Raw genomic sequence first — 21,885 nt, 5'->3', positions numbered from 1 at the left:
GACGTTCGTAGGTTGTGGCTGAGCTACGCGAAGCCCAACGTTGGTGGCCCAGGTTGCCCCCGCATTGGGACGCGCTGCGCTTGGCCCAACCTACAAGAGCGTTGGAGACGTTCGTAGGTTGTGGCTGAGCTACGCGAAGCCCAACGTTGGTGGCCCAGGTTGCCCCCGCGCTGGGCCGCGCTGCGCTTGGCCCAACCTACAAAAGCGTTGGAGACGTTCGTAGGTTGTGGCTGAGCTGCGCAAAGCCCAACGTTGGTGGTCCCAGGCTGGACCCCGCTCACTCCGCCGCCAGCCGGCGCCGCACCGGCAGCAGCATCAGCAGGGCGAGTGCTAGCAGCGGCAGCATGCCCAGGTTCACCGCATCCCAGCCGATCGCGGCGATCAGTGCGCCCGAAGCGAAGGAGCCGCAGGCGGCCACCAGGCTGTTGCCGAACTCCATCATGGCCTGCGCCTGGCCGCGTTCTTCGGCACTGTGGCCTTCGCCGAGCAGGGTGGTGCCGGCCACCAGCATCAGGTTCCAGCCGACCCCGAGGAGGAAGGAACTGGCCAGGAAGTGCGCTGGCTGCAATCCAGCCAGGGCAATGGCAGCGCTGCCCAGCAATACCAGGCTACCGAGCAGCGCGATGCTCCGGCTGCCCAGGCGGTCCACCAGCGGGCCGGCGACGAAGGCGGGAAGGAACATGCCGAGCATGTGCCAGCGAATCACTTCGGCGCTGGATTCCAGAGACAGGCCGCAAGAATTCATGGCGAGCGGCGTGGCATTCATCACCAGGATCATCAGGCCGTGGCCGACGGCTGTGGTGGCGAGTGCGGCGCGCACCAGCGGCCGCGCCAGCAGTGCGCGGGTTGCCACGAGGTTGGCCCGCGCCGGGCTTGGCGCCTGGCCTTCCCGCAGGCGCGACATCAGCAACAGGCCCACCAGCGCCAGGGCCGCGATCATCAGGTAGGCGCCGACGAAGGGCGCGTCCAGGGCATTGCGCGACCAGAGCGACAGGCTCGGCGCCACCAGCGCTGCACAGACGCCGCCACCCACCACGTAGGCGGTCGCCCGGCCCTTATGCGCCTCGCCCACGGCCTCCAACGCGGCGAAGCGGTAGTACATGGCCGAGGCCTGGTAGGCGCCTATGGGCAAGGCACCCAGGCAGAACAGGATGAAATCCCCCAGCCACACACCAAGGGCGCTTAGCAGGCCGCCCGCCACGCCGCAGCCGGCGCCGAGCATCAGCCCCGGCCGGCGCCCATGGCGTTGCATGAACAGTGACAAAGGCTGCACCGCCATCAGGTTGCCGAGGACCATCAGCGCCAGAGGCACGGTCGCCAGGGCATTGAGTGGCGCCAGTTGCAGTCCGACCAGCGATGTCAGGGTGATGCCGATCATGGCGCAGCTCCAGTAGAGCGCCTGGCCGGCGAAGAGCAAGCGAATGGCGGGGTGGTTCAGCAACATGGTTCGTCCTTGAAGCAAGTGTTCAGTTGGGGCAGCCGGCGGTCTTGACGACGCGCTGGCTGGAGGCCGGGAACTTCTCCAGCTTCCTCGCCGGGCGAATCGGCCGGCGCACCAGTTCGCCGCCGCAGTTGGGGCAGGTGCCGTGCAGGCGCTGGTCGGAGCACGCCTGGCAGAAGGTGCATTCGAAGGAGCAAATCAATGCCTGGGCCGAGTCCGGCGGCAGGTCCTTGTCGCAGCATTCGCAGCTGGGGCGGAGTTCGAGCATGGCGTCATCCTCAGTCGGAGGTTGGGCGTCCGAAGCGTTCCGCATAGTCCTGCGGGCTGACGGACAGGTGCTTGTGAAAGGTGCGACGCAGGTTCTCCGGGTGGCCGAAGCCGGTCAGGCGCGCGACTGTGGCGATCGAAGCCTGAGCGTCCTGCAACAGCGTGCGGGCCGCTTCCAGCCGGACCCGCTCCACGTACTTGCCGGGGCCCATCCCGAGCTCCTGGACGAAGGCACGCGACAGGCTGCGCGGTGCCATCTTCGCCTGGACGGCCAGGGCTTCCAGGGACAGGTCGGCGGCGAGGTTGGCCGGGATCCACTCCAGTAGTGCGGCCAGCCGGGGCGTGCGGCTGGGTTCGGGAGTGAGCAGCGCGCTGAACTGCGTCTGGCCTCCGGGTCGGCGCAGGAACAGCACCAGGCGGCGGGCCACTGCCAGCGCCGTGGGGCGGTCGAGGTCCGCTTCCACCAGGGCCAGCGCCAGGTCGATGCCTGCGGTGACCCCGGCCGAGGTGAATACATGGGCGTCGCCATCTCGGCCGGTCGGGTCGTAGGTGTGCAGGCGGTCGCCCTGTACCTCGATGCCTTCATGGCGACAGAGCGCTTCCATGTCCGACCAGTGGGTGGTGGCTTGGCGCCCCTGCAGCAGGCCCGCTGCGGCGAGGACCAGGGCGCCCGAGCAGATGGAGCCCAGGCGGCGTACCTGCCGTTCTGCGTCCCGTAGCCATTCCAGCAGCGCCTGGTCCTGGCACTGGACGTCCATGGTCATGCCGCCGGGAATGAGTACGGTGTCCAGGCGGGCCGGGTCGACTTCGCTCCAGGCCTGTTCAGCCACCAGGGCGAAGCCGGCGGAAGTCTTCACTGGGCCGGCAGCGGGCCCCAGCAGGTGAAGGACGTAGCAAGCTGGCAAGCCTTGGCGTTTGCGCTCGACATTGGCCGAGGCGAACACTTGCAGGGGGCCGGTGACATCCAGGCTCATGACGTCGGCGAAGGCCAGGCAGGCGATGTGGCGAATGGCGTCCATGACAGCCTCGAAAAAAGCGTTGGAGTCAGTCTGCAGCGAAAACAGGGTGGCAACAATGACAATAGGCCCACAAATATTGCCAAAGTGCTTCAGGTGCTTCCTTCCCTGGTCTCGAGGAATTTGCAGCAGAGCGGCTTCCTCGGCGCTCACGCCCTTGATCCGGCCAGCTCGCCCGCGAGGAAGGCATCGATCATGGCGGGGAGGCCATCTGGGTCGAGGTAGATGAAGCGCCCATCCTATCGGTGTCGGCAGATACCGGGCATGCGGTCATCGACGTAACGCAGCTGCGCCGGCAGGTCGGTAGGGCAAATCGGTTTTTCGCTCTCGCTCATTGGAGGGCTGCTGAGGTCTGACGCTTGCGGCCTAGGGGCTTCGACCAGGTGTCATTGCTGCAACGCGGGCAAGCCGGTTGCGCGCCGCCTTGAAGGTGGCTGGTCAGGCCGCAGTGATTGCAGGCGTAGAGGCCATCGGCCGGAATCCGCGCGTAGCTGGGGCGCAAGCAGTCGGGCAGTACCGAAAGGCCGGGGCGGATGTCGCTGGCGTCGAAGAAATAGAGGCTGACATCGCCATCGACCTCGAGAATCCCCAGCCGGACCTGGCCCAGATGCTCGACGTTCTGCTGGCGCAGCTCCATGAAGAATTCATCGCTGGAAATGTTCTTCCGGCCCAGGGCTTCGGTGTCGTAGAGGCCGTCGCGGATGATAACCACCGGTTCGCCCTCCATCCAGGCGCCGAAGCGCGGGCTGCGCTCCATTGCGTAGGTGGTCAGGCGGTAGAGGCAGAGCAGGGTGGCGAAAACCGCGAGTATCGGCAGGAGCGGGACGTCCTCATAGAAGGACACGTCGCCGGCGGCGGAGCCTAGGGTGAGGATGACGAGGACTTCGAACAGCGACAGCTGGCGCACGCCGCGCCGTCCGGAAAAGCGCAGGAAGGCGAAGACCAGGATGAAGGCGCATAACGAGCGCAGGATCACTTCGCCGAGGAAGGCGAGCGGGAATTCGTCGAGGAAGATGCGTTGCCAGTCGAACGGATTCATCGCCAGTCCGCTCCTTGCATCCAGCACGGGCCTACGGGGGCAGTACAGGGATAGACAGCGGATTCCGGCGACTTGCGTCGTTCAGTGGCTGGGCGGTGCTAGCGGGGGAGGGAATCGGGAAGGCGGGCAAAGCGAGGCGAAAAAGTCGCCGGGGCGAGCAGGGGAGGCCTGCCCGCCGCGCATTGGGCACTGGCGCTGGAGTCGTTACTCCGGCATGGACCAGGGGTCGAGGTCGTAGCCCTTGCGGCTCAACTCCTCGCGGGATTGCTTGAGAATGTCGGCCAGTTGCTCCGGGTCGGAATAGGTGCTGCTGGGGATCTTCGAGCGGCCGAGCAGCCGGGTGCTGGTGCGGTCGATCACGCTGATGCTGAGTTCGCCGGTGCCGTCCTGGAGGGACCAGGCAACGCACTGGAAGGGTTTGAATGCACGACCGGCGATGATCAGTGCCTCGTTGAAGCGCAGCGGAGTATTCATGGGAGGGGTCTCTCCATATTGTGCCCAATGAAGGTGACGGCGAGGCTGCATGCCTTTGTTACACCGTCGTGAATGTGGATGGCGAGACTCGACCAATAAGTCACAGGGAGTCGTGAAAAACTAAGTTTTTGTCGCTGAAATGAACGGATAAGCGACTTTGTATCGGGTGTTGTGCGCCTTTGCTGCGCTTGGCGGTATACATCACGCCGTTGGCATTGTTGCGAGTCGCCTCAGTGGGGGGCTGAGATGTACCGCGCCGGTTCACGCAAGTATCATCGGCGACCATCCAAATTCATTTCGTACAGCGAGTGATGCCTTGCCTGTCCTGAATCGCCTGCTCCGTCCCTTGCTTGTCGCCAGTTGCGTTGCACTGCTGGCGGGTTGCTCCGCCCAGCCGCTGTCGCCGAAGTTGCGTGCGGTGCCCGAGCGGGTCGAACTCAGCGGCGTGCCCTTCTTCGCCCAGAACGCCTACCAGAGCGCACCGGCCTCGATGGCTGCCCTGCTGACCCAGCAGGGGGAAGTGGTAACGCCCGGGATGATCGAACATGAACTGCTTTTGCCGCAGAAGGAGGCCTCCCTTCAGGAAGGCTTGGCGGCGACGGCGCGCCAGCATGGTCTCCTGGTCTACCCGTTGAACAACCAGTTGGATGAGCTGCTGGAGCAGGTGGCCGCAGGCAACCCGGTGCTGGTGCACCTGCGTGAAGGCTTCGGTTGGATGCCGAGCGGGCGCTACGCGCTGCTGATCGGCTATGACCGCAAGAACCAGCAGGTGCTGCTGCGCCAGGGGCATGAGCGCCGCGCACTGATGAGCTTCAGCGCGTTCCAGTCGAGCTGGGACGAGGCGGGCAACTGGGCGGTACTGCTGCAGGCGCCCAATCAGCTGCCGGCTTCCGTGGAGCGCGCGCGCTGGCTGAAGGCCGCCGACGAACTCGCCGCCGCTGGCCAGGCCAACGCCGCCAAGATGGCCAGGCTACAAATGCCCTGACTAGGTCTGCTTTTCGTAGGTTGGGCCGGGCGGCGTTCCGAGAGCAAAGCGAAGCCCAGTAAAAACGGCGCCCCAGGGCGCCGTTTTTCATTGCTTGGCGATCAAACGCCCAGCTTGTCACGCAAGCTGTAGTACCAGGCACCCATGGCCGTGAAGGGCACGCGGAACGCGCGGCCACCCGGGAAGGGGTAGTGCGGCAGGCTGGCGAAGGCGTCGAAGCGCGCGGCCTGGCCGCGCAGGCTCTCGGCCAGCACTTTGCCGGCAACGTGGGTGTAGGTCACGCCGTGGCCGCTGCAACCCTGGGAGTAGTAGATGTTGTCGCCGATCCGGCCGACCTGGGGCAGGCGGGACAGGGTCAGCAGGAAGTTGCCGGTCCAGGCGAACTCGATCTTCACGTCCTTCAGCTGCGGGAAGGTCTTGAGCATCTTCGGCCGGATGATGGCCTCGATGTTGGCCGGGTCACGGGCGCCGTAAACCACGCCACCGCCGTAGATCAGGCGCTTGTCACCGGAGAGGCGGTAGTAGTCCAGCAGGTAGTTGCAGTCCTCGACGCAGAAGTCCTGGGGCAGCAGGGACTTGGCCATCTCGTCCGACAGCGGCTCGGTGGTGATCACCTGGGTGCCGCAGGGCATGGACTTGCTGGCCAACTCGGGAATCAAATTACCCATGTAGGCGTTGCCGGCCACGACCACGAACTTGGCCTTCACGCGGCCTTTCGGGGTGTGCACCACCGGGTTGGCACCGCGCTCGATGCGGGTGGCCGGGCTCTGCTCGTGGATGACGCCACCTAGGGACTCGACCGCCGCGGCTTCGCCCAAGGCCAGGTTCAGCGGGTGGATGTGGCCACCGCTCATGTCCAGCATGCCGCCGATATAGTTGTCAGTCGCGGCGACTTCACGAATGCGCTTGGCGTCCAGCATCTCCAGCTGGGTATGGCCGTAGCGCTCCCACAGCTTCTTCTGGGACTCCAGGTGCTCCATCTGCTTCTTGGTGAACGCAGCGAACACGCCGCCGTCCTTCAGGTCGCACTTGATGTCGTACTTCTTGATGCGGTCGCGGATGATGCGGCCGCCTTCGAACGCCATCTCGCCCATCAGTTGGGCATGCTTGGCGTTGGAGGTGCGCTCGATCACGTCGATGTCGCGGCTATAGCTGTTCACGATCTGGCCGCCGTTACGGCCGGAGGCACCAAAACCCACCTTGGCGGCTTCGAGGATGGTCACCTTGAAGCCGTTCTCCAGCAGGAAGAGGGCAGTGGAAAGCCCGGTATAGCCTGCGCCTACGATGCAGACGTCGGTTTCGGTCTCGCCGATCAGTTCAGGGCGCGGCGGAACGGGGTTGGCCGAGAACGCGTAATAGGATTGGGGGTAGGGAGTGTGCGTCATAATGGAATCTCTGTTTTTTATTTTTTACAGATGGAGCGATGCTACCTGAGTTGAAGCGGGCCCGCTAGCCTCTGTGCAAAATATTCAACGAGGGTCTGAACAGTAAAAAATCCACTTTTTCAGAGAGTTAGCGAAAAAAGGTGTTGACACAAAAAAGATAGCCCGTAGAATGCGCACCCATCGAAGGCACATAGCTCAGTTGGTTAGAGCACCACCTTGACATGGTGGGGGTCGTTGGTTCGAGTCCAATTGTGCCTACCAAATCGAACCCGCGTCACGCGGGGCTTAGAGGGCGATCCGAAAGGATCGCCCTTTTTGTTTTCAATATTTTTCCAAGCGTCCTGCCACCTATAGCTTCAGGTCGGCGTTCACGCGTTGGTACTGAACGCCCTTCTCCTCGTGTCCGGCCTGATAGTGCTCGGTCATTTTCACGTCGGCATGCCATGGACAATACCTCGCCGCCCAGCGCCTGGCGCTGGGGTGTTTTGGTTGAAGTGTTGGTCAGCCGTCGACTCTCGCCGGCAGCTGGTGGGGTAGGTGGGGAAGTGTCAGGCGCTGGGCGGCATCCAGGGAATCAGGGGCTGGTCGCCGCGGACGTACAGGGGGTGGCGGGGGTGGCCATCTTTAGTGGTGCCCAAGCACCAGAGGCGCCCGCCGACGGCGGTCAGAATGTTGGCCACTGCTGTCACTCGATCCGACCGGGCATTCGCACCCCAGGCGCAGACGATGTCCGTGTATTCCTGGGCAATAGACGTGAGGCGCCAATCGTTGTCCGGGCCTACCGGGTCCGGATGCTTCCAGAGCTCGGCAGGATCCGTTGCGCGCAGGGCATAGAGGTTCGCCACGGCTATCCCGTTGCAGCCCCAGGCCCTGGCGAAATTGCGGCAGCGGCGGATAGTCGGGTCGTCCTCGGTGGCGTCCGCCGTGCTCGGGTTGAGCATCAGGAAGAGGGCGGTGCCCTTCTCGGCGTGCACGTCGCCTGGCCGGGTGAGCAGGTAGCGGTAGGTTCCGCATTCGCTGAAGATCGCGCTCACGACTGCACCTCGTTCTCCACGCAGAGGATATGTGGATCCAGCAGCGCTTTCAGGCCTTCGGCCCAGGACTCGTCACCGAGATGAACCTCAAGTCGAGTAGCGGGGCAGGCGTGTGAGCGGTCCTATGAGTCAGTCAGGAACACTCGCCAGTGATTCAGTAGTGAAGCCAGGCCTGGTATAGGTGATAGAAGACCGCCAGCGTCATCCCCCACAGAATCAGCTGCCGAGCCACCTTTAGCGTCAGGGCCCAGTAGATCGCCGCGGCCACCATGGCCCCAAGAATCAGGTTGTGGGTCGCGTCTGGCTGCTTGAAGTAGGTGGCAGACAAGTATCCAGCGGCCAGGGACGCCACTACCTGCAGGGCCACAAGGAGGGGGAATCGATCTGCGCCTGGCTTGTGACGGCCGTCGTGCAGCCTGCCCAGACCTCGGCATTGACGGCACTCAACCGCGTGGCCATTTTTGAGAATGGTTCGGTTGCCATGACATGAGGTGCAACGTTGCCAGGCCATGATGTCCCCATGCCATGCCAGAGTCTCACTGTGAGTAACGGTACACCGCCCGGCGACTCTCAGCGTGACCGCTTGTGTGGAGAAGGCGGCCGCCGGGCTGTAGAGCGTTGCCCACCTGAAGGTGAGGGTGCGGGCGCTGCAGGCGGAGCGTGGGCAGTGGATCGGCTGCGAGCGGGAGCAGGTGGCGGCATTGCAGGCACGCCAGTGGCTAGGAATGCTCCAACAACGTGCGGGTCTAGTCTTTAGTCGTAACTTCGGTGCGAGATGCTCCGTTGGTGCTCATACTGTGTAGAACTAGCCAACCCAATGGGTTGGCTTTTTTTTGCCCGGTCGATGAGTCGGGCTCCAGTGTCCCAATGCCAATTCGATCCGGAGGCTTCCATGGACATAGCGGTTCAGCGGCTCACCGACCAGGGACGAGATGTATGGCAAGTGGAAGCCTGCGGGATGGCAGTGTCGTTCAGGGATCAGGCTTCGGCCGTCTCCTTCGCGGAGAAGCTCAAGGAGCGAGTGGCTGCACCTCACTGCATTCCGGAAGATGTGCTTCGGCGCTGGGCCGACGAGCACGCCAGGATGCAGGAGGGATGATGTAGTCGGTCAGGATGGGCTCACCAAGCTTGGTGGAGGGCGAAGAATGGCTTGCTTGATCTGTGGTGGAGCTGCCCCGGTATGGGAATACGGAAGGGGTGGCCTATCCGTTGACTGTGCTGATTGTGGCCGGTACGACGTTTCGGAGCCTGTTATAGAAATTCGAGCCAAGAATGGGTTCGGCTTCGACGTTGAGCAGACCCGGCTATGGCTGCAGGACCAGCGCCTCACTGGCCGGCATACACCGCTTATCGATACTGGCACGGTGAAGTGGAACATTCCCTGAGCTGAAGGGTGGCCTGGTTCGACTCAATCACCGGTCTCGGTGGGTGGATCAAGTTTCGGCCTCCTGGCCCGGTGCAGCGGGTGACGGGCGGGCGAACGAAACGCCGTGCAGCGGGTCTCCTTCAGATCGCTGCCGATCAGAGGAGGATTGGTGATGCTACTTGCCCGGCTGATCCTGGTGCTTCAGATAGTAGTGTTCGCCGGCTTCGGCCTGGCCTACTGGTTCCGCCCTTACGAGATGGCCAACCTCAACGGCATGCTGCTGATGGAAGCCGCCTCGGTGAGCAATGTTCGTGTCTACTACGGCGGCCTGCAGGTGGGCCTGGCGCTTTTCCTTCTATGGTCGCTGCGCGGACGCGAGCTGATGCGCGCGGCTCTGATGATGCTGCTCTTGATCCAGTCGATGCTGATCCTGGCGCGCATCGGCTCGCTGTGGCTGGACGATGGCACTCTGCAGAATTTCGAAATCAGCGCGCTGATCTACAAGCTCGTTAGTGCCGTGTTGTCTGCTGTCGCACTGCTGCAACTGGCGCGTTACCCCGAATCGGTAACCGAAGCCGAGGTGGCCAGCGATTTCGATGACGACCTCGAGCCGCTGCACCGCCGCGGCATCCGTGGAGATGTGGTGGAGCGCCTTGACGAGTCGCTTGAGGCGCCCCCGCGCCTGCCGTCCGATCGCAATCAGGATACCTAGCGGAGCGATTGGCGGTGGTGGGTTAGCTATTGCCGGCCTGTAGGGCGGGCATCGCCTTTTATGTCCACCATTTGTGGCTCGGCTAGGCTCCGATGCTGGGCTGGTGCGGCTTTAGGCGGTTCAATACAAGGTTGCCGCTCGAAATCCCGACATCGAACGATGAGTCCGCGCTCCACCAAAATTCAACGCTAAGTTATTGATTCCTTTGTGCTAGACTGCGCCCTTTCTTGTTGCCTCAGAAATGACCTTTCCCCTTTGGCATCAAGCGCTTAGGTGTATTCCGCTATAGAAAGTTGGCGGTGTGCCTGCTGGATTCGGCAAGAAAGAGTCTCCCAGGTGGCCTTTTTTATTGTGCGCTTGTCAGGGTTTCGGCTTTCTGGAAGCATCCCGCTCTTCATTACCTCCAGTGACTCTGGTTCGGTTCTGGTTTGCCCCAAAGGCTCCTGCCACCGTATGGCAGGCATACCGCCGGATCGCGTACTGGCTCATCCCAACCCATGTGGCCTTTGGTAGAGGTCACCACTAGGAGAGGAGGCGCCATGCCCATCATTACTCTTCCCGACGGCAGTCAGCGTACGTTCGACAAACCCGTATCCGTGCTCGAGGTGGCCCAGTCCATCGGCGCGGGCCTGGCCAAGGCAACCCTGGCCGGCAAGGTCGACGGCAAGCTGGTGGACGCCTGTGATCTGATCGAAAACGACGCTTCGCTGCAGATCGTTACGCCCAAGGACGAAGAGGGGCTGGAGATCATCCGTCACTCCTGCGCGCACTTGGTGGGGCACGCCGTCAAGCAGCTCTTCCCGAACGCCAAGATGGTAATCGGCCCGGTGATCGAGGAAGGCTTCTACTACGACATCGCCAACGATCGCCCCTTCACGCCTGATGACATGGCCGCCATCGAAAAGCGCATGGCCGAGCTGATCGAGAGGGACTACGACGTCATCAAGAAGATGACCCCGCGTGACGAAGTCATCGAGGTGTTCAAGTCCCGTGGCGAGGAATACAAGCTGCGCCTGATCGACGACATGCCCGACGAGAAGGCCATGGGCCTGTACTTCCACGAGGAGTACGTCGACATGTGCCGCGGCCCGCACGTGCCCAACACGCGCTTCCTCAAGGCCTTCAAGTTGACCAAGATTTCCGGTGCCTACTGGCGCGGCGACTCGAAGAACGAGCAGCTGCAGCGCATCTATGGCACCGCCTGGGCGGACAAGAAGCAGCTGGCCGCCTACATCCAGCGCATCGAAGAAGCCGAAAAACGCGACCACCGCCGCATCGGCAAGCAGCTGGACCTGTTCCACCTGCAGGAAGAAGCGCCGGGCATGGTGTTCTGGCACCCCAATGGCTGGACCATGTACCAGGTGCTCGAGCAGTACATGCGCAAGGTGCAGCGTGAGCATGGCTATGTAGAGGTGCGCACGCCCCAGGTGGTGGACCGCATTCTCTGGGAGCGCTCCGGCCACTGGTCCAACTACGCCGAGAACATGTTCACCACTTCGTCGGAAAGTCGCGACTACGCGGTAAAACCGATGAACTGCCCGTGCCATGTGCAGATCTTCAACCAGGGCCTGAAGTCCTACCGCGATCTGCCGCTGCGCCTGGCCGAATTCGGTGCCTGCCACCGCAACGAGCCGTCCGGCGCGCTGCACGGCATCATGCGCGTGCGCGGCTTCACTCAGGACGACGCCCACATCTTCTGCACCGAAGATCAGGTGAAGCAGGAAGCAGCCGACTTCATCAAGCTGACCCTGCAGGTGTATGCGGACTTCGGCTTCTCCGACATCTCCATGAAGCTGTCGACCCGCCCGATCAAGCGCGTGGGTTCCGACGAGCTGTGGGATCGTGCCGAGAGTGCCCTGGCAGACGCGCTGAACGAATCCGGCCTGGAGTGGGAATACCAGCCGGGCGAGGGCGCGTTCTATGGTCCGAAGATCGAGTTCACCCTGAAGGATTGCCTCGGCCGTAACTGGCAGTGCGGTACCCTGCAGTACGACCCGAACCTGCCGGAGCGCCTGGACGCCGCCTACATCGCCGAAGACAACAACCGTAAGCGCCCGGTGATGCTGCACCGCGCTATCCTCGGTTCCTTCGAGCGCTTCATCGGCATGCTCATCGAACACTACGCCGGGGCCTTCCCGGCCTGGCTGGCGCCGACCCAGGCGGTGATCATGAACATCACCGACAAGCAGGCGGATTTCGCCCTCGAGGTGGAGCGGGCACTGAACCAAAGCGGATTCCGTGCCAAGTCTGACTTGAGAAACGAAAAAATTGGCTTTAAAATCCGCGAGCATACTTTGCTCAAGGTTCCCTATCTCTTGGTTATTGGAGACCGGGAAGTTGAGACTCGATCCGTTGCTGTGCGCACCCGCGAGGGTGTCGACCTGGGTTCCATGCCCTTCGAAAGCTTCTCTGAGCAGCTCGCACAAGCGGTTTCCCGGCGTGGTCGCCAAGACTTGGAGTAATCACTATTAAGCGTGAAATGAGACAGGACAAGCGGACTCAACCGAAGGCCCCGATCAACGAGAATATCTCGGCTCGTGAGGTGCGGTTGATTGGTGCTGACGGCCAACAGATTGGCGTCGTCTCGATTGATGAAGCGCTTCGCTTCGCAGAAGAAGCAAAGCTGGATCTGGTAGAGATTTCTGCCGATGCGGTGCCGCCCGTTTGTCGGATCATGGATTACGGCAAGCACCTCTTCGAGAAGAAGAAGCAGGCCGCTGCAGCGAAGAAAAACCAGCACCAGCAGCAGATTAAAGAAATCAAGTTTCGTCCAGGGACGGAAGAAGGGGATTACCAGGTAAAACTACGCAACCTGGTACGTTTCCTTAATGAAGGGGACAAGGCCAAGGTATCGCTTCGATTCCGTGGTCGTGAGATGGCTCACCAGGAGCTGGGTATGGAGCTGTTGAAGCGGGTCGAAGCCGACCTCGCTGAAATCGGCACCGTCGAACAGCATCCTAAGCTGGAAGGACGCCAGCTGATGATGGTCATCGCTCCCAAGAAGCGTAAGTAACCTCCCGGGCACTGGCAGGCCTGATGGTTATCAGTTGTTAATGAATGCGGAGTACTAAACATGCCAAAGATGAAAACCAAGAGTGGTGCAGCCAAGCGTTTCCTCAAGACCGCTGCTGGCTACAAGCACAAGCACGCTTTCAAGAGCCACATCCTGACCAAAATGTCCACCAAGCGTAAGCGTCAACTCCGCGGTAGCGAGCTGATGCATCCGTCGGACAAAGCAAAAGTCGAGCGCATGCTGCGCGTTCGTTAATCGGTCAAGATTCTAGAGGAAATTACTCATGGCTCGTGTTAAGCGTGGCGTCATCGCTCGTGCCCGTCACAAGAAAATTCTGAAACTCGCCAAAGGCTACTACGGCGCACGCTCCCGCGTGTTCCGCGTTGCCAAGCAAGCGGTAATCAAGGCTGGCCAATACGCCTACCGTGACCGCCGTCAGCGCAAGCGCCAGTTCCGCGCTCTGTGGATCGCTCGTATCAACGCTGGTGCTCGTCAGAACGGTCTGTCCTACAGCCGCCTGATCGCTGGCCTGAAAAAAGCGGCCATCGAGATCGATCGTAAGGTTCTGGCCGACCTGGCAGTGAACGAAAAAGCGGCGTTTGCTGCGATTGTCGAGAAAGCTAAGGCCATCCTGGCTTAAGTCCCCGACAATCACCGGGTTCGCCCGGTGCTGAACGTCACCGATAGGGGAAGGGCCTTGCGCTCTTCCCCTATTTCGTATCTGGAGTCTGTAGATGGAAAATCTGGATGCGCTGGTCTCGCAAGCGCTTGAGGCCGTGCAACAAACCGAAGACGTGAATGCCCTGGAGCAGATTCGCGTTCACTACCTCGGCAAGAAGGGCGAGCTGACCCAGGTGATGAAGACCCTGGGCGACCTGCCGGCAGAGGAGCGTCCCAAAGTCGGCGCCCTGATCAATGCCGCCAAGGAGCGCGTTCAGGACGCCTTGAATACCCGCAAAGAGTCGCTTGAGCAGGCAGCCCTGACCGCCAAGCTCGCGGCCGAGCGAATCGACGTGACCCTGCCGGGCCGCGGCCAGGCCTCCGGTGGCCTGCACCCGGTTACCCGCACCCTGGAGCGCGTCGAGCAGTTCTTCACCCGGATTGGCTACGGCATTGCCGAAGGCCCCGAGGTCGAAGACGACTACCACAACTTCGAAGCGCTCAACATTCCCGGCCACCACCCGGCCCGGGCAATGCACGACACCTTCTATTTCAACGCGAACATGCTGCTGCGCACCCACACCTCCCCGGTCCAGGTGCGCACCATGGAGTCGCAGCAGCCGCCGATCCGCATCGTCTGCCCCGGCCGCGTCTACCGCTGCGACTCGGATATCACCCACTCGCCGATGTTCCACCAGGTCGAAGGCCTGCTGATCGACGAAGGCATCAGCTTCGCCGATCTCAAGGGCACCATCGAAGAGTTCCTGCGGGTGTTCTTCGAGAAGGACCTCGGCGTGCGTTTCCGTCCCTCCTTCTTCCCCTTCACCGAGCCGTCGGCCGAAGTCGACATGTCCTGCGTGATGTGCTCCGGCAAAGGCTGCCGCGTGTGCAAGCAGACCGGCTGGCTGGAAGTGATGGGCTGCGGCATGGTGCACCCGAACGTGCTGCGCATGTCCGGTATCGACCCGGAGAAATACCAGGGCTTCGCCTTCGGCATGGGCGTCGAGCGTCTGGCCATGCTGCGTTATGGCGTCAACGACTTGCGCCTGTTCTTCGACAACGACCTGCGCTTCCTCGCGCAATTCCGCTAGGTCGCAGCGTCCGAAACGAATCCCAGGAGTAAGAAGATGAAATTCAGTGAAGACTGGCTGCGGAGCTGGGTAAGCCCGCAGGTATCCCGCGACGAGCTGGTGGCTCGTCTGTCCATGGCCGGCCTCGAAGTCGACAGCGTCACTCCGGTGGCCGGTGCCTTCAGCGGCGTGGTCGTGGGCGAGGTGCTGAGCACCGAACAACACCCCGACGCCGACAAACTGCGCGTCTGCCAGGTGAGCAACGGCAGCGAGACCTTTCAGGTGGTGTGCGGCGCGCCCAACGTGCGCCCCGGCCTGAAGATTCCCTTCGCCATGATCGGCGCCGAACTGTCGGACGACTTCAAGATCAAGAAGGCCAAGCTGCGTGGCGTTGAGTCCAGCGGCATGCTCTGCTCGGCCTCCGAGCTGCAGATCAGCGATGACCACGACGGCTTGATGGAACTGGCCGCCGACGCCCCCGTGGGCCAGGACATCCGCGCTTACCTGGGCCTGGATGACGTGATCATCGAACTGGGCCTGACCCCCAACCGCGGCGACTGCCTGAGCATGTCCGGCCTCGCCCGCGAAGTGGGCGCGCTCTACGATGCGCCGGTCACCCGCCCGCAAGTCGCTGCCGTCGCGCCGGCCCATGACGAAGTGCGCCCGGTTGAAGTGTCCGCGCCGGCTGCCTGCCCGCGTTACCTCGGCCGCGTGATCCGCAACGTCGACCTGTCCCGCCCGACCCCGCTGTGGATGGTCGAGCGCCTGCGCCGCGCCGACGTGCGCAGCATCGACGCCGCCGTCGACATCACCAACTACGTGATGCTCGAACTCGGTCAGCCGATGCACGCCTTCGACCTCGCTGAAATCAACGGCGGCATCCGCGTGCGCATGGCGGAGGAGGGCGAGAAGCTCATCCTGCTCGACGGCCAGGAAGTCACCCTGCGTCCCGACACCCTGGTGATCGCCGACCACACCCGCGCCCTGGCCATCGCCGGCGTCATGGGTGGCGAGCACAGTGGCGTCAGCGCCAAGACCCGCGACCTGTTCCTCGAAGCCGCCTTCTTCGACACCATCGCTGTCGCTGGCAAGGCGCGCTCCTATGGTCTGCACACCGACTCGTCGCACCGCTTCGAGCGTGGCGTCGACTTCCAGCTCGCCCGTGAAGCCATGGAGCGCGCCACCGGCCTGCTGCTGGAAATCGTCGGCGGCGAAGCCGGCCCCATCATCGAAGCCGCCAGCCAGGAGCACCTGCCGCAAGTCGCGCCGGTCACTCTGCGTGCCGAGCGCATTGCGCAGATGCTGGGCATGGAAATGGACGCCGCCGAAGTCGAGCGCCTGCTCACCGCCCTGGACCTGAAGGTCACCGCCGACAGCGCCGGCCAATGGCGCGTCGACGTGCCGAGCCACCGCTTCGACATCAGCCTGGAAGTCGACCTGATCGAAGAGCTGGGCCGCCTCTACGGCTACAACCGTCTGCCGGTTCGCTACCCGCAAGCTCGCCTGGCGCCGACCGCGCGCTCCGAGGCCGCCGTCGAGCTGCCGGCCCTGCGCCGCCTGCTGGTTGCCCGTGGTTATCACGAGGCCATCACCTACAGCTTCATCGATCCCAAGCTGTTCGAGCTGTTCAACCCAGGCGTGAAGCCGCTGATGCTGGCCAACCCCATCTCCGCCGACATGGCGGCCATGCGTTCTTCCCTGTGGCCGGGCCTGGTCAGCGCGCTGCAGCACAACCTCAACCGCCAGCAGTCCCGCGTGCGCCTGTTCGAAAGCGGCTTGCGTTTCGTTGGCCAGCTCGAAGGCCTGAAGCAGGAGCCCATGCTCGCCGGTGTGCTCTGCGGTTCCCGCCTGCCGGAAGGCTGGGCCAACGGCCGCGATGCCGTCGACTTCTATGACGCCAAGGCAGACGTCGAAGCCGTACTGGGCGCCGCTGGTGCACTGGACGCTTTCAGCTTCGTGCCGGGCGAACATCCTGCCCTGCACCCGGGCCAAACCGCCCGCATCGAAAGGGAAGGGCGCCTGGTCGGCTTCCTCGGTGCCCTGCACCCGGAACTGGCCAAGGTCCTGGACCTGGATCAGCCGGTCTACCTGTTCGAGCTGGTGCAGGCCGAAGTGATGCAAGGCAAGCTGCCGAAGTTCAGCGAGCTGTCGCGCTTCCCCGAGGTGCGCCGCGACCTGGCCCTGTTGGTGGATCGCGAGGTCCCCGCCGAAGCCGTGCTGGCCACAATCCGCGAAGCCGCCGGCGAGTGGATGACCGACCTCAGGCTGTTTGACGTGTATCACGGTAAAGGTATTGATCCGCTTAGAAAAAGCTTGGCGGTCGGCTTGACCTGGCAGCATCCATCGCGCACTCTTACTGACGATGAGGTGAACAACACGACGCAAAACATCGTCACCTCGCTAGAAGACAGGTTCAATGCCACGTTAAGGAAGTAGCGTATGGGGGCTCTGACGAAAGCTGAGATGGCTGAACGTCTATATGAAGAGCTTGGCCTGAATAAACGGGAAGCCAAGGAACTGGTGGAGCTGTTCTTCGAGGAAATCCGTCAGGCGCTGGAGCACAACGAACAGGTGAAGTTGTCGGGATTCGGCAACTTCGATCTGCGCGACAAGCGTCAGCGGCCTGGCCGAAACCCGAAGACAGGAGAGGAAATCCCGATCACGGCGCGCCGTGTGGTCACTTTCCGTCCAGGGCAGAAACTCAAAGCCAGGGTCGAAGCTTATGCTGGAACCGAGTCATAACGACGAGTTACCGCCCATTCCAGGCAAGCGTTACTTCACTATTGGCGAAGTTAGTGAACTCTGCGCCGTCAAGCCTCACGTGCTGCGTTACTGGGAGCAGGAATTTCCCCAGCTCAACCCGGTAAAGCGGCGCGGGAACCGACGCTACTACCAGCGCCAGGATGTGCTGATGATCCGGCAGATCCGGGCGTTGCTCTACGACCAGGGTTTTACCATCGGCGGGGCGCGCCAGCGCCTCTCCGGCGACGAAGCCAAGGAAGACACCACTCAGTACAGGCAGCTCATCCGCCAGATGATCTCCGAGCTCGAGGACGTCCTCCAGGTTCTGAAAAAATAAAGAATCTCGAAAAAAACCTTCCACAATTCAAAAGCTTAATGTATAGTTCGCTCCGCTTCCGGTGATCCGGAGCAAGCTAGAAAACGTCGGGGCGTAGCGCAGCCTGGTAGCGCACTTGCATGGGGTGCAAGGGGTCGAGTGTTCGAATCACTCCGTCCCGACCATATTCTTCAGCGACTTAGGCCAGTTCGGAAACGACTGGCCTTTTTCGTTTCAGGGACTTTTGCGGGACTCTTCATCCTGCCTTCCTCCTCAGTATCGTCAGCACCGGCCCGCGGGAGTCGGTGGCCGATATCTTGTTGGCTTCATCGATCAGTTTTCCCAGCTCTGCCGCCGAGTAATGACTGGTGATGCTGCCGTTCTTGTGCCCCAAAAGAGCCCTCCGGTCTTCTTCCGTCACCCCAGCCGCCCGAAGCCTACGGCCGAATGTGTGCTTCAAGTCGTGGATTCGGATCGAAGCGAATCCGGGTGGAGCAGGGCGCAGAAACTGTTCCTGGAACTTCTTTGCCGCCCTCACCCTGGCTTTCTTCCAGGCTGAGTCGTTCATCCGGTGTACTGGCATCGCCTTGCCGTTCTGGTCGGGCATCCCATAAGGGAACACCCAAACTGGGTCCAGGCCACGCTGTCCCTCGATGACAGATTTTGCCACGTTGTTCAGTACCACCAATCGCTCGTCGCCGTTCTTGACCCCCGAACTCGCATGCCTGCCACCGAAATCAGCCGGTATGAGGAAGACGCTGGTCTTGAGCTCTGGCACCGGTATCTCCCAGTCCCAGCACAGCTTCACGACTTCCTGCTCGCGCGAGCCGCTGTTCACCTTGTAAAGCGCCATGCGGCGCAAGTGATCAGGCAGTTCGGCAAAGAGAATCGATTGCTCTTCCCAGGACAGCGGATAGGGCGATCGCCTGGTTTTCTTCTCCTCCAGCTTGGTGATCATCGGCACCACGTCGAGCCAGGGACGCTTCTGCTCGTCACGCCATTTCCTGGCGCAGAGATTGAGGATGCGTATGACACGCTCCAGGGCGATGTTCACCGTTCGGTAAGAAACCCCGTGCTTCACCTTGCCGTCGCTGGTTTTGCTGGGCTTCAAGCGATCCTTGATGTACGGGGCCAGCGTTTCATCATCGATGTGAGTGACAGGGGTGTCCCCAATATATGGGTCCAACTGCTCAAGATAGATGGCAGTGAGCCCTATCGAGGGTTGGTCCTTGTACTCAACCAGATAACGAGTGGCTGCTTCCCGCCAGGTTCGGATCCTGCGTACGCCGTAGATCTTCTGCTTGCGCAGCTTTTCCAGCTTGTGTATCAGGTATTGCTCCGCCTCCTTCCTGTCGCTTGATCCAGTGCTTTCCTGAATTCGCTGACCTCTGAAGACCTTGTCGATGTGCCAGATCCCGTTCCTTTGGTAGAGGCCGCTAATGGTTTTTTGCGCCATGGTTTTTCTCCTTGGCGCTCGCTGCGGGAGTGATCATGTCCCGTGGCGCCTTCCTTTTCAATGCTGGCCTGGTCGATGTAGGCGTCGGCCCAGGCATCCAGTTCCTCTCGATCGAACCCGATGCCCTGCACCCCGATACGGAATTCCCGGACGTAGGGGCGAACAGTTTTGTTGAACTCGGTGCGGCACATGCCGAGGTAGGCTGGTGCAGCATTAGCCCGAAGTATTCGGGGCATGCAAGAGATCAAGCGGGCAGGGCGGTGCTCGGTTGTTGCGGGCATTGCTGTCTTTCTCCGTGTTGCCCTGTTCCTCGTGCAGATGCTGGCTGCTACCCATTGGGCAAACAACGCGGTGGAGAGGGCCGGGGAGGGTTTGGTACAACAGGGGTACTTGGATAATTGGTGCCCTGGCGATTTCGGGCCGACTTGCCATCTGTTGGCTTGGCGGGCCTGGCCATATCGGGGCTTAAGGATCGATGTATGTCTTCTGAAGAGGTGTTCGAGCAACTAAATTCAACCCCTGGCGGGCCGGTCACTCGTGAGGAGTTGTACGCAGAGGTGTGGCAACTTCCGATGACCAAGATCGCCGAGCGTCACGGCGTCTCGTCCAGCTTTATGGCACGTGTGTGCACGCGTATGAACGTTCCTCGGCCACCGCGTGGGCACTGGGCAAAACTGGAGAATGGAAAGCCAAGCCCTCAGCCGCCATTACCCGAGACATGCCCGGGTGATCTGCAGGTTTGGCGCCGGGGCGATGTCCTGGGTCCCATTTATCGGCCACTTCCCAAGGCACCGAGCCCACGCGTAGTTCGTCCTGAGCAACTAAGAGTTTCACGCTCCAAGCAGCACCCAATTTTTGTGGGGGCGTACGAAATTTTTGAACAGGGGCGGGTGATCGACCAGGGGTTTCTTAAGCCAGGAAAGCAGCGCCTGGTTGATATCGTGGTAACCAAGCAGCAGCTCGAACCGGCCCTGAAGATCGCGAATCAGCTCTTTCTCAAACTCGAAGCTGCCGGTCATCGCGTCATGCTTGCGCCAAGTGATCGAGTGTATTCCCGGGCTCCGGTAGATGAGCATGAGCTGCCCCCCAAGAAACCACGGCATCGCTATCCAGCGCTATGGTCGCCCTCCAAACCCACAGTGGTGTTCGTGGGAACGGTGGCAATCGGTCTGACCCTATTCGAGATGACCGAGGAACTCGAAGCTCGTTATGTCGACCGTGGGTACATTCCGGTTTCCAAGATTCCAGCACAGCAGCAGCGGCGACTGCATCCGACTCTCAACTGGACCACGCGCATTGATTTCGCCACCGGGCGCCTGTGCCTACGGGCCTTTTGCCCCTATCCCAATGCAGATTGGAGTCGCAGTTGGAAGGAGAGTAAGGAGAGCCGGCTGCATAGCCAGTTGGATGATATTGTCCAGCAACTCACAGATGCGGCCCCTGTGATTGCTCGCTTGGTGGAGGAGGGTGAGGAGCGGGCACGAGTTCGGCGCCTGGAATGGGAGGAGGAACTGCGCCGGCTTGAGGAGAAGGAGGAGCTCACGCGAAGGGCTGAGGCCCGGCGGGATGCGCGCTCAGACTTGCTCTCAGCGATTCAGCAGTGGGATGAAATCAAGCGGATACAGGCTTTCTTTCGTGATGCGGAAGCGTCTGCGTCCGAGTTGGCTGGAGAGCCTCAGCGCGTGGCAATGGAAAAGCTCGCACAGGCACGTGACTTTATCGGCGAGTTGGACGCACTAAAGGCTCTGATGGAGTGGAAAGGTCCTCAAGAGCGCTAAGGTTTGATCCCTTCCTGGTTTACGAAATCCAGAAAATGCTCACTGATGGTGAGCATGTTTTGGATTTTTTAAACTGTTTGCCTGACGTCTTCGTTTGAGGGGGCGGTCCTGTCTGGAAATTGTCCGAGAACTGCCACTTACCGTGGTGCCATGAGTGCGAGCATTCACGCCTCTTGAGCAGAAACTTTCATTGCGTTGACTGAGGATTGCGTTTGGCATTGGCACTATACCGACCGGCAAAAAAACGGCCAAAAGCGGACGCAATTGAGCGTCCGCCATATGGGTTCTAGCTATATCTCACCAGGTTGAGTGTCGGCAGCGGCCCGCCGGGGAACTGCGCCAGGCGCCCCTCGGCAAGACCGCCGAGGTCGATGCCAGCAAAGCCCAGGCGCTCGATCATCGCCGCGACCTCGGCCTTTGCCGCTGCATCCTCGCCGGAATAGAACAGCACGCGGCGTCCGCCCTCGGCTTGCGGGTCGCCAGCCAGCAGCGCCGGTGCCAGGTGGTTGAAGGCCTTAACCAGGCGAGCTCCCGGTAGCAGCTGCGCTACCACTTCGCTGGAACTCTGGGCGCCCAGGTCGAACGGCCGGAAGGTCGGCGCTTCGATAGGGTTGTTGGCATCCACCACGATGCGCCCGTTCCAGGGGCCGAGCCCGTCCAGCGCGGCGGGGATCTTCGACCAGTTCACCGCGAGGAAGACGATATCCGCCCGGGCGGCCTCCTCGCGGCTGACCGGCCTGACCTTCGGCCCCAGTTCATTGGCCAGCGCCTGCAGGCTCTCGGGCCCACGGCTATTGGCGATGACGACTTCGAGGCCCGCGTTGCTCAGGGCGCGGGCGATGGCGCTGCCGATGGCTCCGGCGCCGATGATGCCTATCTGCATGTCCCGTTCCTCCCTCAGGCGGTGAAGCCGCCATCGACCAGCAGTTCGGCACCGCTGACGAAGGCCGCCTCGGGGCTGGCCAGCCAGGCCACGGCGGCGGCAATGTCGCGAGCCTCGCCATAGCGGCCGACAGCGATGTTGGGGCGGACGAAGTCAGCCACCGGGCCGTCCGCCGGGTTCATGTCGCTGTCGGTCGGGCCGGGATGCACGGTGTTGACCGTGATGCCACGCGGGCCGAGGTCGCGCAC

Annotated in this window: 22 protein-coding genes and 2 tRNA genes; 14 read left to right on the top strand and 10 right to left on the bottom strand. The window is 61.9% G+C overall.

The features are described from left to right. Positions 1-277: 277 nt before the first annotated feature. The 5 genes from E8F12_RS17820 to E8F12_RS17800 form a co-directional block, all read right to left on the bottom strand. Positions 278-1,444 carry an MFS transporter gene (locus E8F12_RS17820; protein WP_280326541.1) on the bottom strand — a complete coding sequence of 389 codons (1,167 nt, stop codon included), beginning with the start codon at positions 1,442-1,444 and terminating at the stop codon, positions 278-280. A gap of 22 nt (positions 1,445-1,466) precedes the next feature. Next, complete coding sequence (locus E8F12_RS17815) at positions 1,467-1,709, bottom strand: DUF1272 domain-containing protein (RefSeq protein ID WP_280326540.1); 243 nt, start codon at positions 1,707-1,709, stop codon at positions 1,467-1,469. A gap of 10 nt (positions 1,710-1,719) precedes the next feature. Next, the gene (locus tag E8F12_RS17810; RefSeq protein ID WP_280326539.1) at positions 1,720-2,727 is read right to left on the bottom strand and encodes a DJ-1/PfpI family protein; all 1,008 of its coding nucleotides are present in this window, start codon (positions 2,725-2,727) and stop codon (positions 1,720-1,722) included. A gap of 328 nt (positions 2,728-3,055) precedes the next feature. After that, a complete protein-coding gene (locus E8F12_RS17805; RefSeq protein WP_280326538.1) occupies positions 3,056-3,763 on the bottom strand; it encodes a DUF421 domain-containing protein in 708 nt (235 codons plus the stop codon). A 204-nt stretch (positions 3,764-3,967) separates the two neighbouring features. Next, positions 3,968-4,237 (bottom strand): hypothetical protein, encoded by a 270-nt coding sequence (locus E8F12_RS17800; protein WP_280288864.1) that lies wholly within the window; start codon positions 4,235-4,237, stop codon positions 3,968-3,970. Between the two features lie 316 nt (positions 4,238-4,553). On the opposite strand from E8F12_RS17800, the gene E8F12_RS17795 reads away from it, so the two are divergent. Further along, positions 4,554-5,222 (top strand): PA2778 family cysteine peptidase, encoded by a 669-nt coding sequence (locus tag E8F12_RS17795; RefSeq protein WP_280326537.1) that lies wholly within the window; start codon positions 4,554-4,556, stop codon positions 5,220-5,222. Positions 5,223-5,323: 101 nt separating this feature from the next. On the opposite strand, the gene E8F12_RS17790 is transcribed toward E8F12_RS17795, so the two are convergent. Further along, the gene (locus tag E8F12_RS17790) at positions 5,324-6,607 is read right to left on the bottom strand and encodes an FAD-binding oxidoreductase (protein ID WP_280326536.1); all 1,284 of its coding nucleotides are present in this window, start codon (positions 6,605-6,607) and stop codon (positions 5,324-5,326) included. Between the two features lie 184 nt (positions 6,608-6,791). Between E8F12_RS17790 and E8F12_RS17785 the strand changes: the two genes are divergently transcribed. Further along, positions 6,792-6,868: transfer RNA gene (locus tag E8F12_RS17785), tRNA-Val, on the top strand. A gap of 287 nt (positions 6,869-7,155) precedes the next feature. On the opposite strand, the gene E8F12_RS17780 is transcribed toward E8F12_RS17785, so the two are convergent. Further along, entirely contained in the window at positions 7,156-7,641 is a 486-nt protein-coding gene (locus E8F12_RS17780) for a DUF1643 domain-containing protein (RefSeq protein WP_280326535.1), read from the bottom strand. A gap of 892 nt (positions 7,642-8,533) precedes the next feature. Here E8F12_RS17780 and E8F12_RS17775 point away from each other — a divergent pair. The 11 genes from E8F12_RS17775 (at position 8,534) to E8F12_RS17725 (ending at position 17,705) form a co-directional block, all read left to right on the top strand. Then, entirely contained in the window at positions 8,534-8,740 is a 207-nt protein-coding gene (locus E8F12_RS17775) for a hypothetical protein (RefSeq protein ID WP_280326534.1), read from the top strand. Between the two features lie 439 nt (positions 8,741-9,179). Continuing rightward, positions 9,180-9,719 carry a DUF4345 domain-containing protein gene (locus tag E8F12_RS17770; RefSeq protein ID WP_280326533.1) on the top strand — a complete coding sequence of 180 codons (540 nt, stop codon included), beginning with the start codon at positions 9,180-9,182 and terminating at the stop codon, positions 9,717-9,719. Positions 9,720-10,258: 539 nt separating this feature from the next. Next, positions 10,259-12,181 (top strand): threonine--tRNA ligase, encoded by a 1,923-nt coding sequence (gene thrS / locus E8F12_RS17765; protein WP_280326532.1) that lies wholly within the window; start codon positions 10,259-10,261, stop codon positions 12,179-12,181. Then, entirely contained in the window at positions 12,181-12,732 is a 552-nt protein-coding gene (gene infC / locus E8F12_RS17760) for a translation initiation factor IF-3 (protein ID WP_280326642.1), read from the top strand. Before thrS ends, infC begins: the two co-directional genes overlap by 1 nt. A gap of 60 nt (positions 12,733-12,792) precedes the next feature. After that, entirely contained in the window at positions 12,793-12,987 is a 195-nt protein-coding gene (gene rpmI / locus E8F12_RS17755; protein WP_021701550.1) for a 50S ribosomal protein L35, read from the top strand. 28 nt (positions 12,988-13,015) lie between these two features. Then, complete coding sequence (gene rplT / locus E8F12_RS17750) at positions 13,016-13,372, top strand: 50S ribosomal protein L20 (protein ID WP_280326531.1); 357 nt, start codon at positions 13,016-13,018, stop codon at positions 13,370-13,372. A gap of 94 nt (positions 13,373-13,466) precedes the next feature. Beyond that, positions 13,467-14,483 carry a phenylalanine--tRNA ligase subunit alpha gene (gene pheS / locus E8F12_RS17745; RefSeq protein ID WP_280326530.1) on the top strand — a complete coding sequence of 339 codons (1,017 nt, stop codon included), beginning with the start codon at positions 13,467-13,469 and terminating at the stop codon, positions 14,481-14,483. A 36-nt stretch (positions 14,484-14,519) separates the two neighbouring features. Continuing rightward, positions 14,520-16,898 (top strand): phenylalanine--tRNA ligase subunit beta, encoded by a 2,379-nt coding sequence (gene pheT / locus E8F12_RS17740; protein ID WP_280326529.1) that lies wholly within the window; start codon positions 14,520-14,522, stop codon positions 16,896-16,898. 3 nt (positions 16,899-16,901) lie between these two features. After that, positions 16,902-17,204 carry an integration host factor subunit alpha gene (gene ihfA / locus E8F12_RS17735; RefSeq protein ID WP_044874623.1) on the top strand — a complete coding sequence of 101 codons (303 nt, stop codon included), beginning with the start codon at positions 16,902-16,904 and terminating at the stop codon, positions 17,202-17,204. Beyond that, entirely contained in the window at positions 17,185-17,541 is a 357-nt protein-coding gene (locus E8F12_RS17730; protein ID WP_280326528.1) for a MerR family transcriptional regulator, read from the top strand. The genes ihfA and E8F12_RS17730 overlap by 20 nt, the downstream gene beginning before the upstream one ends. Positions 17,542-17,628: 87 nt before the next feature. Next, positions 17,629-17,705 (top strand) — tRNA-Pro (locus E8F12_RS17725). A gap of 71 nt (positions 17,706-17,776) precedes the next feature. Here the strand turns inward: E8F12_RS17725 and E8F12_RS17720 are convergent. Continuing rightward, the gene (locus E8F12_RS17720) at positions 17,777-18,976 is read right to left on the bottom strand and encodes a tyrosine-type recombinase/integrase (RefSeq protein ID WP_348532428.1); all 1,200 of its coding nucleotides are present in this window, start codon (positions 18,974-18,976) and stop codon (positions 17,777-17,779) included. Positions 18,977-19,455: 479 nt separating this feature from the next. Between E8F12_RS17720 and E8F12_RS17710 the strand changes: the two genes are divergently transcribed. Beyond that, entirely contained in the window at positions 19,456-20,754 is a 1,299-nt protein-coding gene (locus tag E8F12_RS17710; RefSeq protein ID WP_280326527.1) for a hypothetical protein, read from the top strand. Positions 20,755-21,040: 286 nt separating this feature from the next. Here E8F12_RS17710 and E8F12_RS17705 read toward each other — a convergent pair whose 3' ends face one another. Together E8F12_RS17705 and E8F12_RS17700 are read right to left on the bottom strand one after the other, a co-directional pair. Further along, a complete protein-coding gene (locus tag E8F12_RS17705) occupies positions 21,041-21,637 on the bottom strand; it encodes an NAD(P)-binding domain-containing protein (protein ID WP_280326526.1) in 597 nt (198 codons plus the stop codon). A 14-nt stretch (positions 21,638-21,651) separates the two neighbouring features. Then, positions 21,652-21,885: SDR family oxidoreductase (locus tag E8F12_RS17700; protein WP_280325927.1), on the bottom strand; the 234-nt coding region annotated here is incomplete at its 5' end.

It is taken from the genome of Pseudomonas sp. BN102 (genome assembly GCF_029871245.1).
In the GTDB taxonomy this organism is placed as follows: domain Bacteria; phylum Pseudomonadota; class Gammaproteobacteria; order Pseudomonadales; family Pseudomonadaceae; genus Metapseudomonas.
Note: the sequence above shows the minus strand (reverse complement) of the source record. Positions and strands in the feature narration are given on the sequence as shown.

What these genes read in the sequence shown, in the direction of transcription:
- E8F12_RS17820 (WP_280326541.1), bottom strand. Translation starts at nt 1,444, where the DNA reads ATGTTGCTGAACCACCCCGCCATTCGCTTGCTCTTCGCCGGCCAGGCG.
- E8F12_RS17810 (WP_280326539.1), bottom strand. Translation starts at nt 2,727, where the DNA reads ATGGACGCCATTCGCCACATCGCCTGCCTGGCCTTCGCCGACGTCATG.
- E8F12_RS17790 (WP_280326536.1), bottom strand. Translation starts at nt 6,607, where the DNA reads ATGACGCACACTCCCTACCCCCAATCCTATTACGCGTTCTCGGCCAAC.
- rpmI (WP_021701550.1), top strand. Translation starts at nt 12,793, where the DNA reads ATGCCAAAGATGAAAACCAAGAGTGGTGCAGCCAAGCGTTTCCTCAAG.
- pheT (WP_280326529.1), top strand. Translation starts at nt 14,520, where the DNA reads ATGAAATTCAGTGAAGACTGGCTGCGGAGCTGGGTAAGCCCGCAGGTA.
- E8F12_RS17800 (WP_280288864.1), bottom strand. Translation starts at nt 4,237, where the DNA reads ATGAATACTCCGCTGCGCTTCAACGAGGCACTGATCATCGCCGGTCGT.
- thrS (WP_280326532.1), top strand. Translation starts at nt 10,259, where the DNA reads ATGCCCATCATTACTCTTCCCGACGGCAGTCAGCGTACGTTCGACAAA.
- E8F12_RS17705 (WP_280326526.1), bottom strand. Translation starts at nt 21,637, where the DNA reads ATGCAGATAGGCATCATCGGCGCCGGAGCCATCGGCAGCGCCATCGCC.
- E8F12_RS17720 (WP_348532428.1), bottom strand. Translation starts at nt 18,976, where the DNA reads ATGGCGCAAAAAACCATTAGCGGCCTCTACCAAAGGAACGGGATCTGG.
- rplT (WP_280326531.1), top strand. Translation starts at nt 13,016, where the DNA reads ATGGCTCGTGTTAAGCGTGGCGTCATCGCTCGTGCCCGTCACAAGAAA.
- E8F12_RS17770 (WP_280326533.1), top strand. Translation starts at nt 9,180, where the DNA reads ATGCTACTTGCCCGGCTGATCCTGGTGCTTCAGATAGTAGTGTTCGCC.
- E8F12_RS17775 (WP_280326534.1), top strand. Translation starts at nt 8,534, where the DNA reads ATGGACATAGCGGTTCAGCGGCTCACCGACCAGGGACGAGATGTATGG.
- pheS (WP_280326530.1), top strand. Translation starts at nt 13,467, where the DNA reads ATGGAAAATCTGGATGCGCTGGTCTCGCAAGCGCTTGAGGCCGTGCAA.
- E8F12_RS17710 (WP_280326527.1), top strand. Translation starts at nt 19,456, where the DNA reads ATGTCTTCTGAAGAGGTGTTCGAGCAACTAAATTCAACCCCTGGCGGG.
- E8F12_RS17730 (WP_280326528.1), top strand. Translation starts at nt 17,185, where the DNA reads ATGCTGGAACCGAGTCATAACGACGAGTTACCGCCCATTCCAGGCAAG.
- E8F12_RS17815 (WP_280326540.1), bottom strand. Translation starts at nt 1,709, where the DNA reads ATGCTCGAACTCCGCCCCAGCTGCGAATGCTGCGACAAGGACCTGCCG.
- ihfA (WP_044874623.1), top strand. Translation starts at nt 16,902, where the DNA reads ATGGGGGCTCTGACGAAAGCTGAGATGGCTGAACGTCTATATGAAGAG.
- E8F12_RS17805 (WP_280326538.1), bottom strand. Translation starts at nt 3,763, where the DNA reads ATGAATCCGTTCGACTGGCAACGCATCTTCCTCGACGAATTCCCGCTC.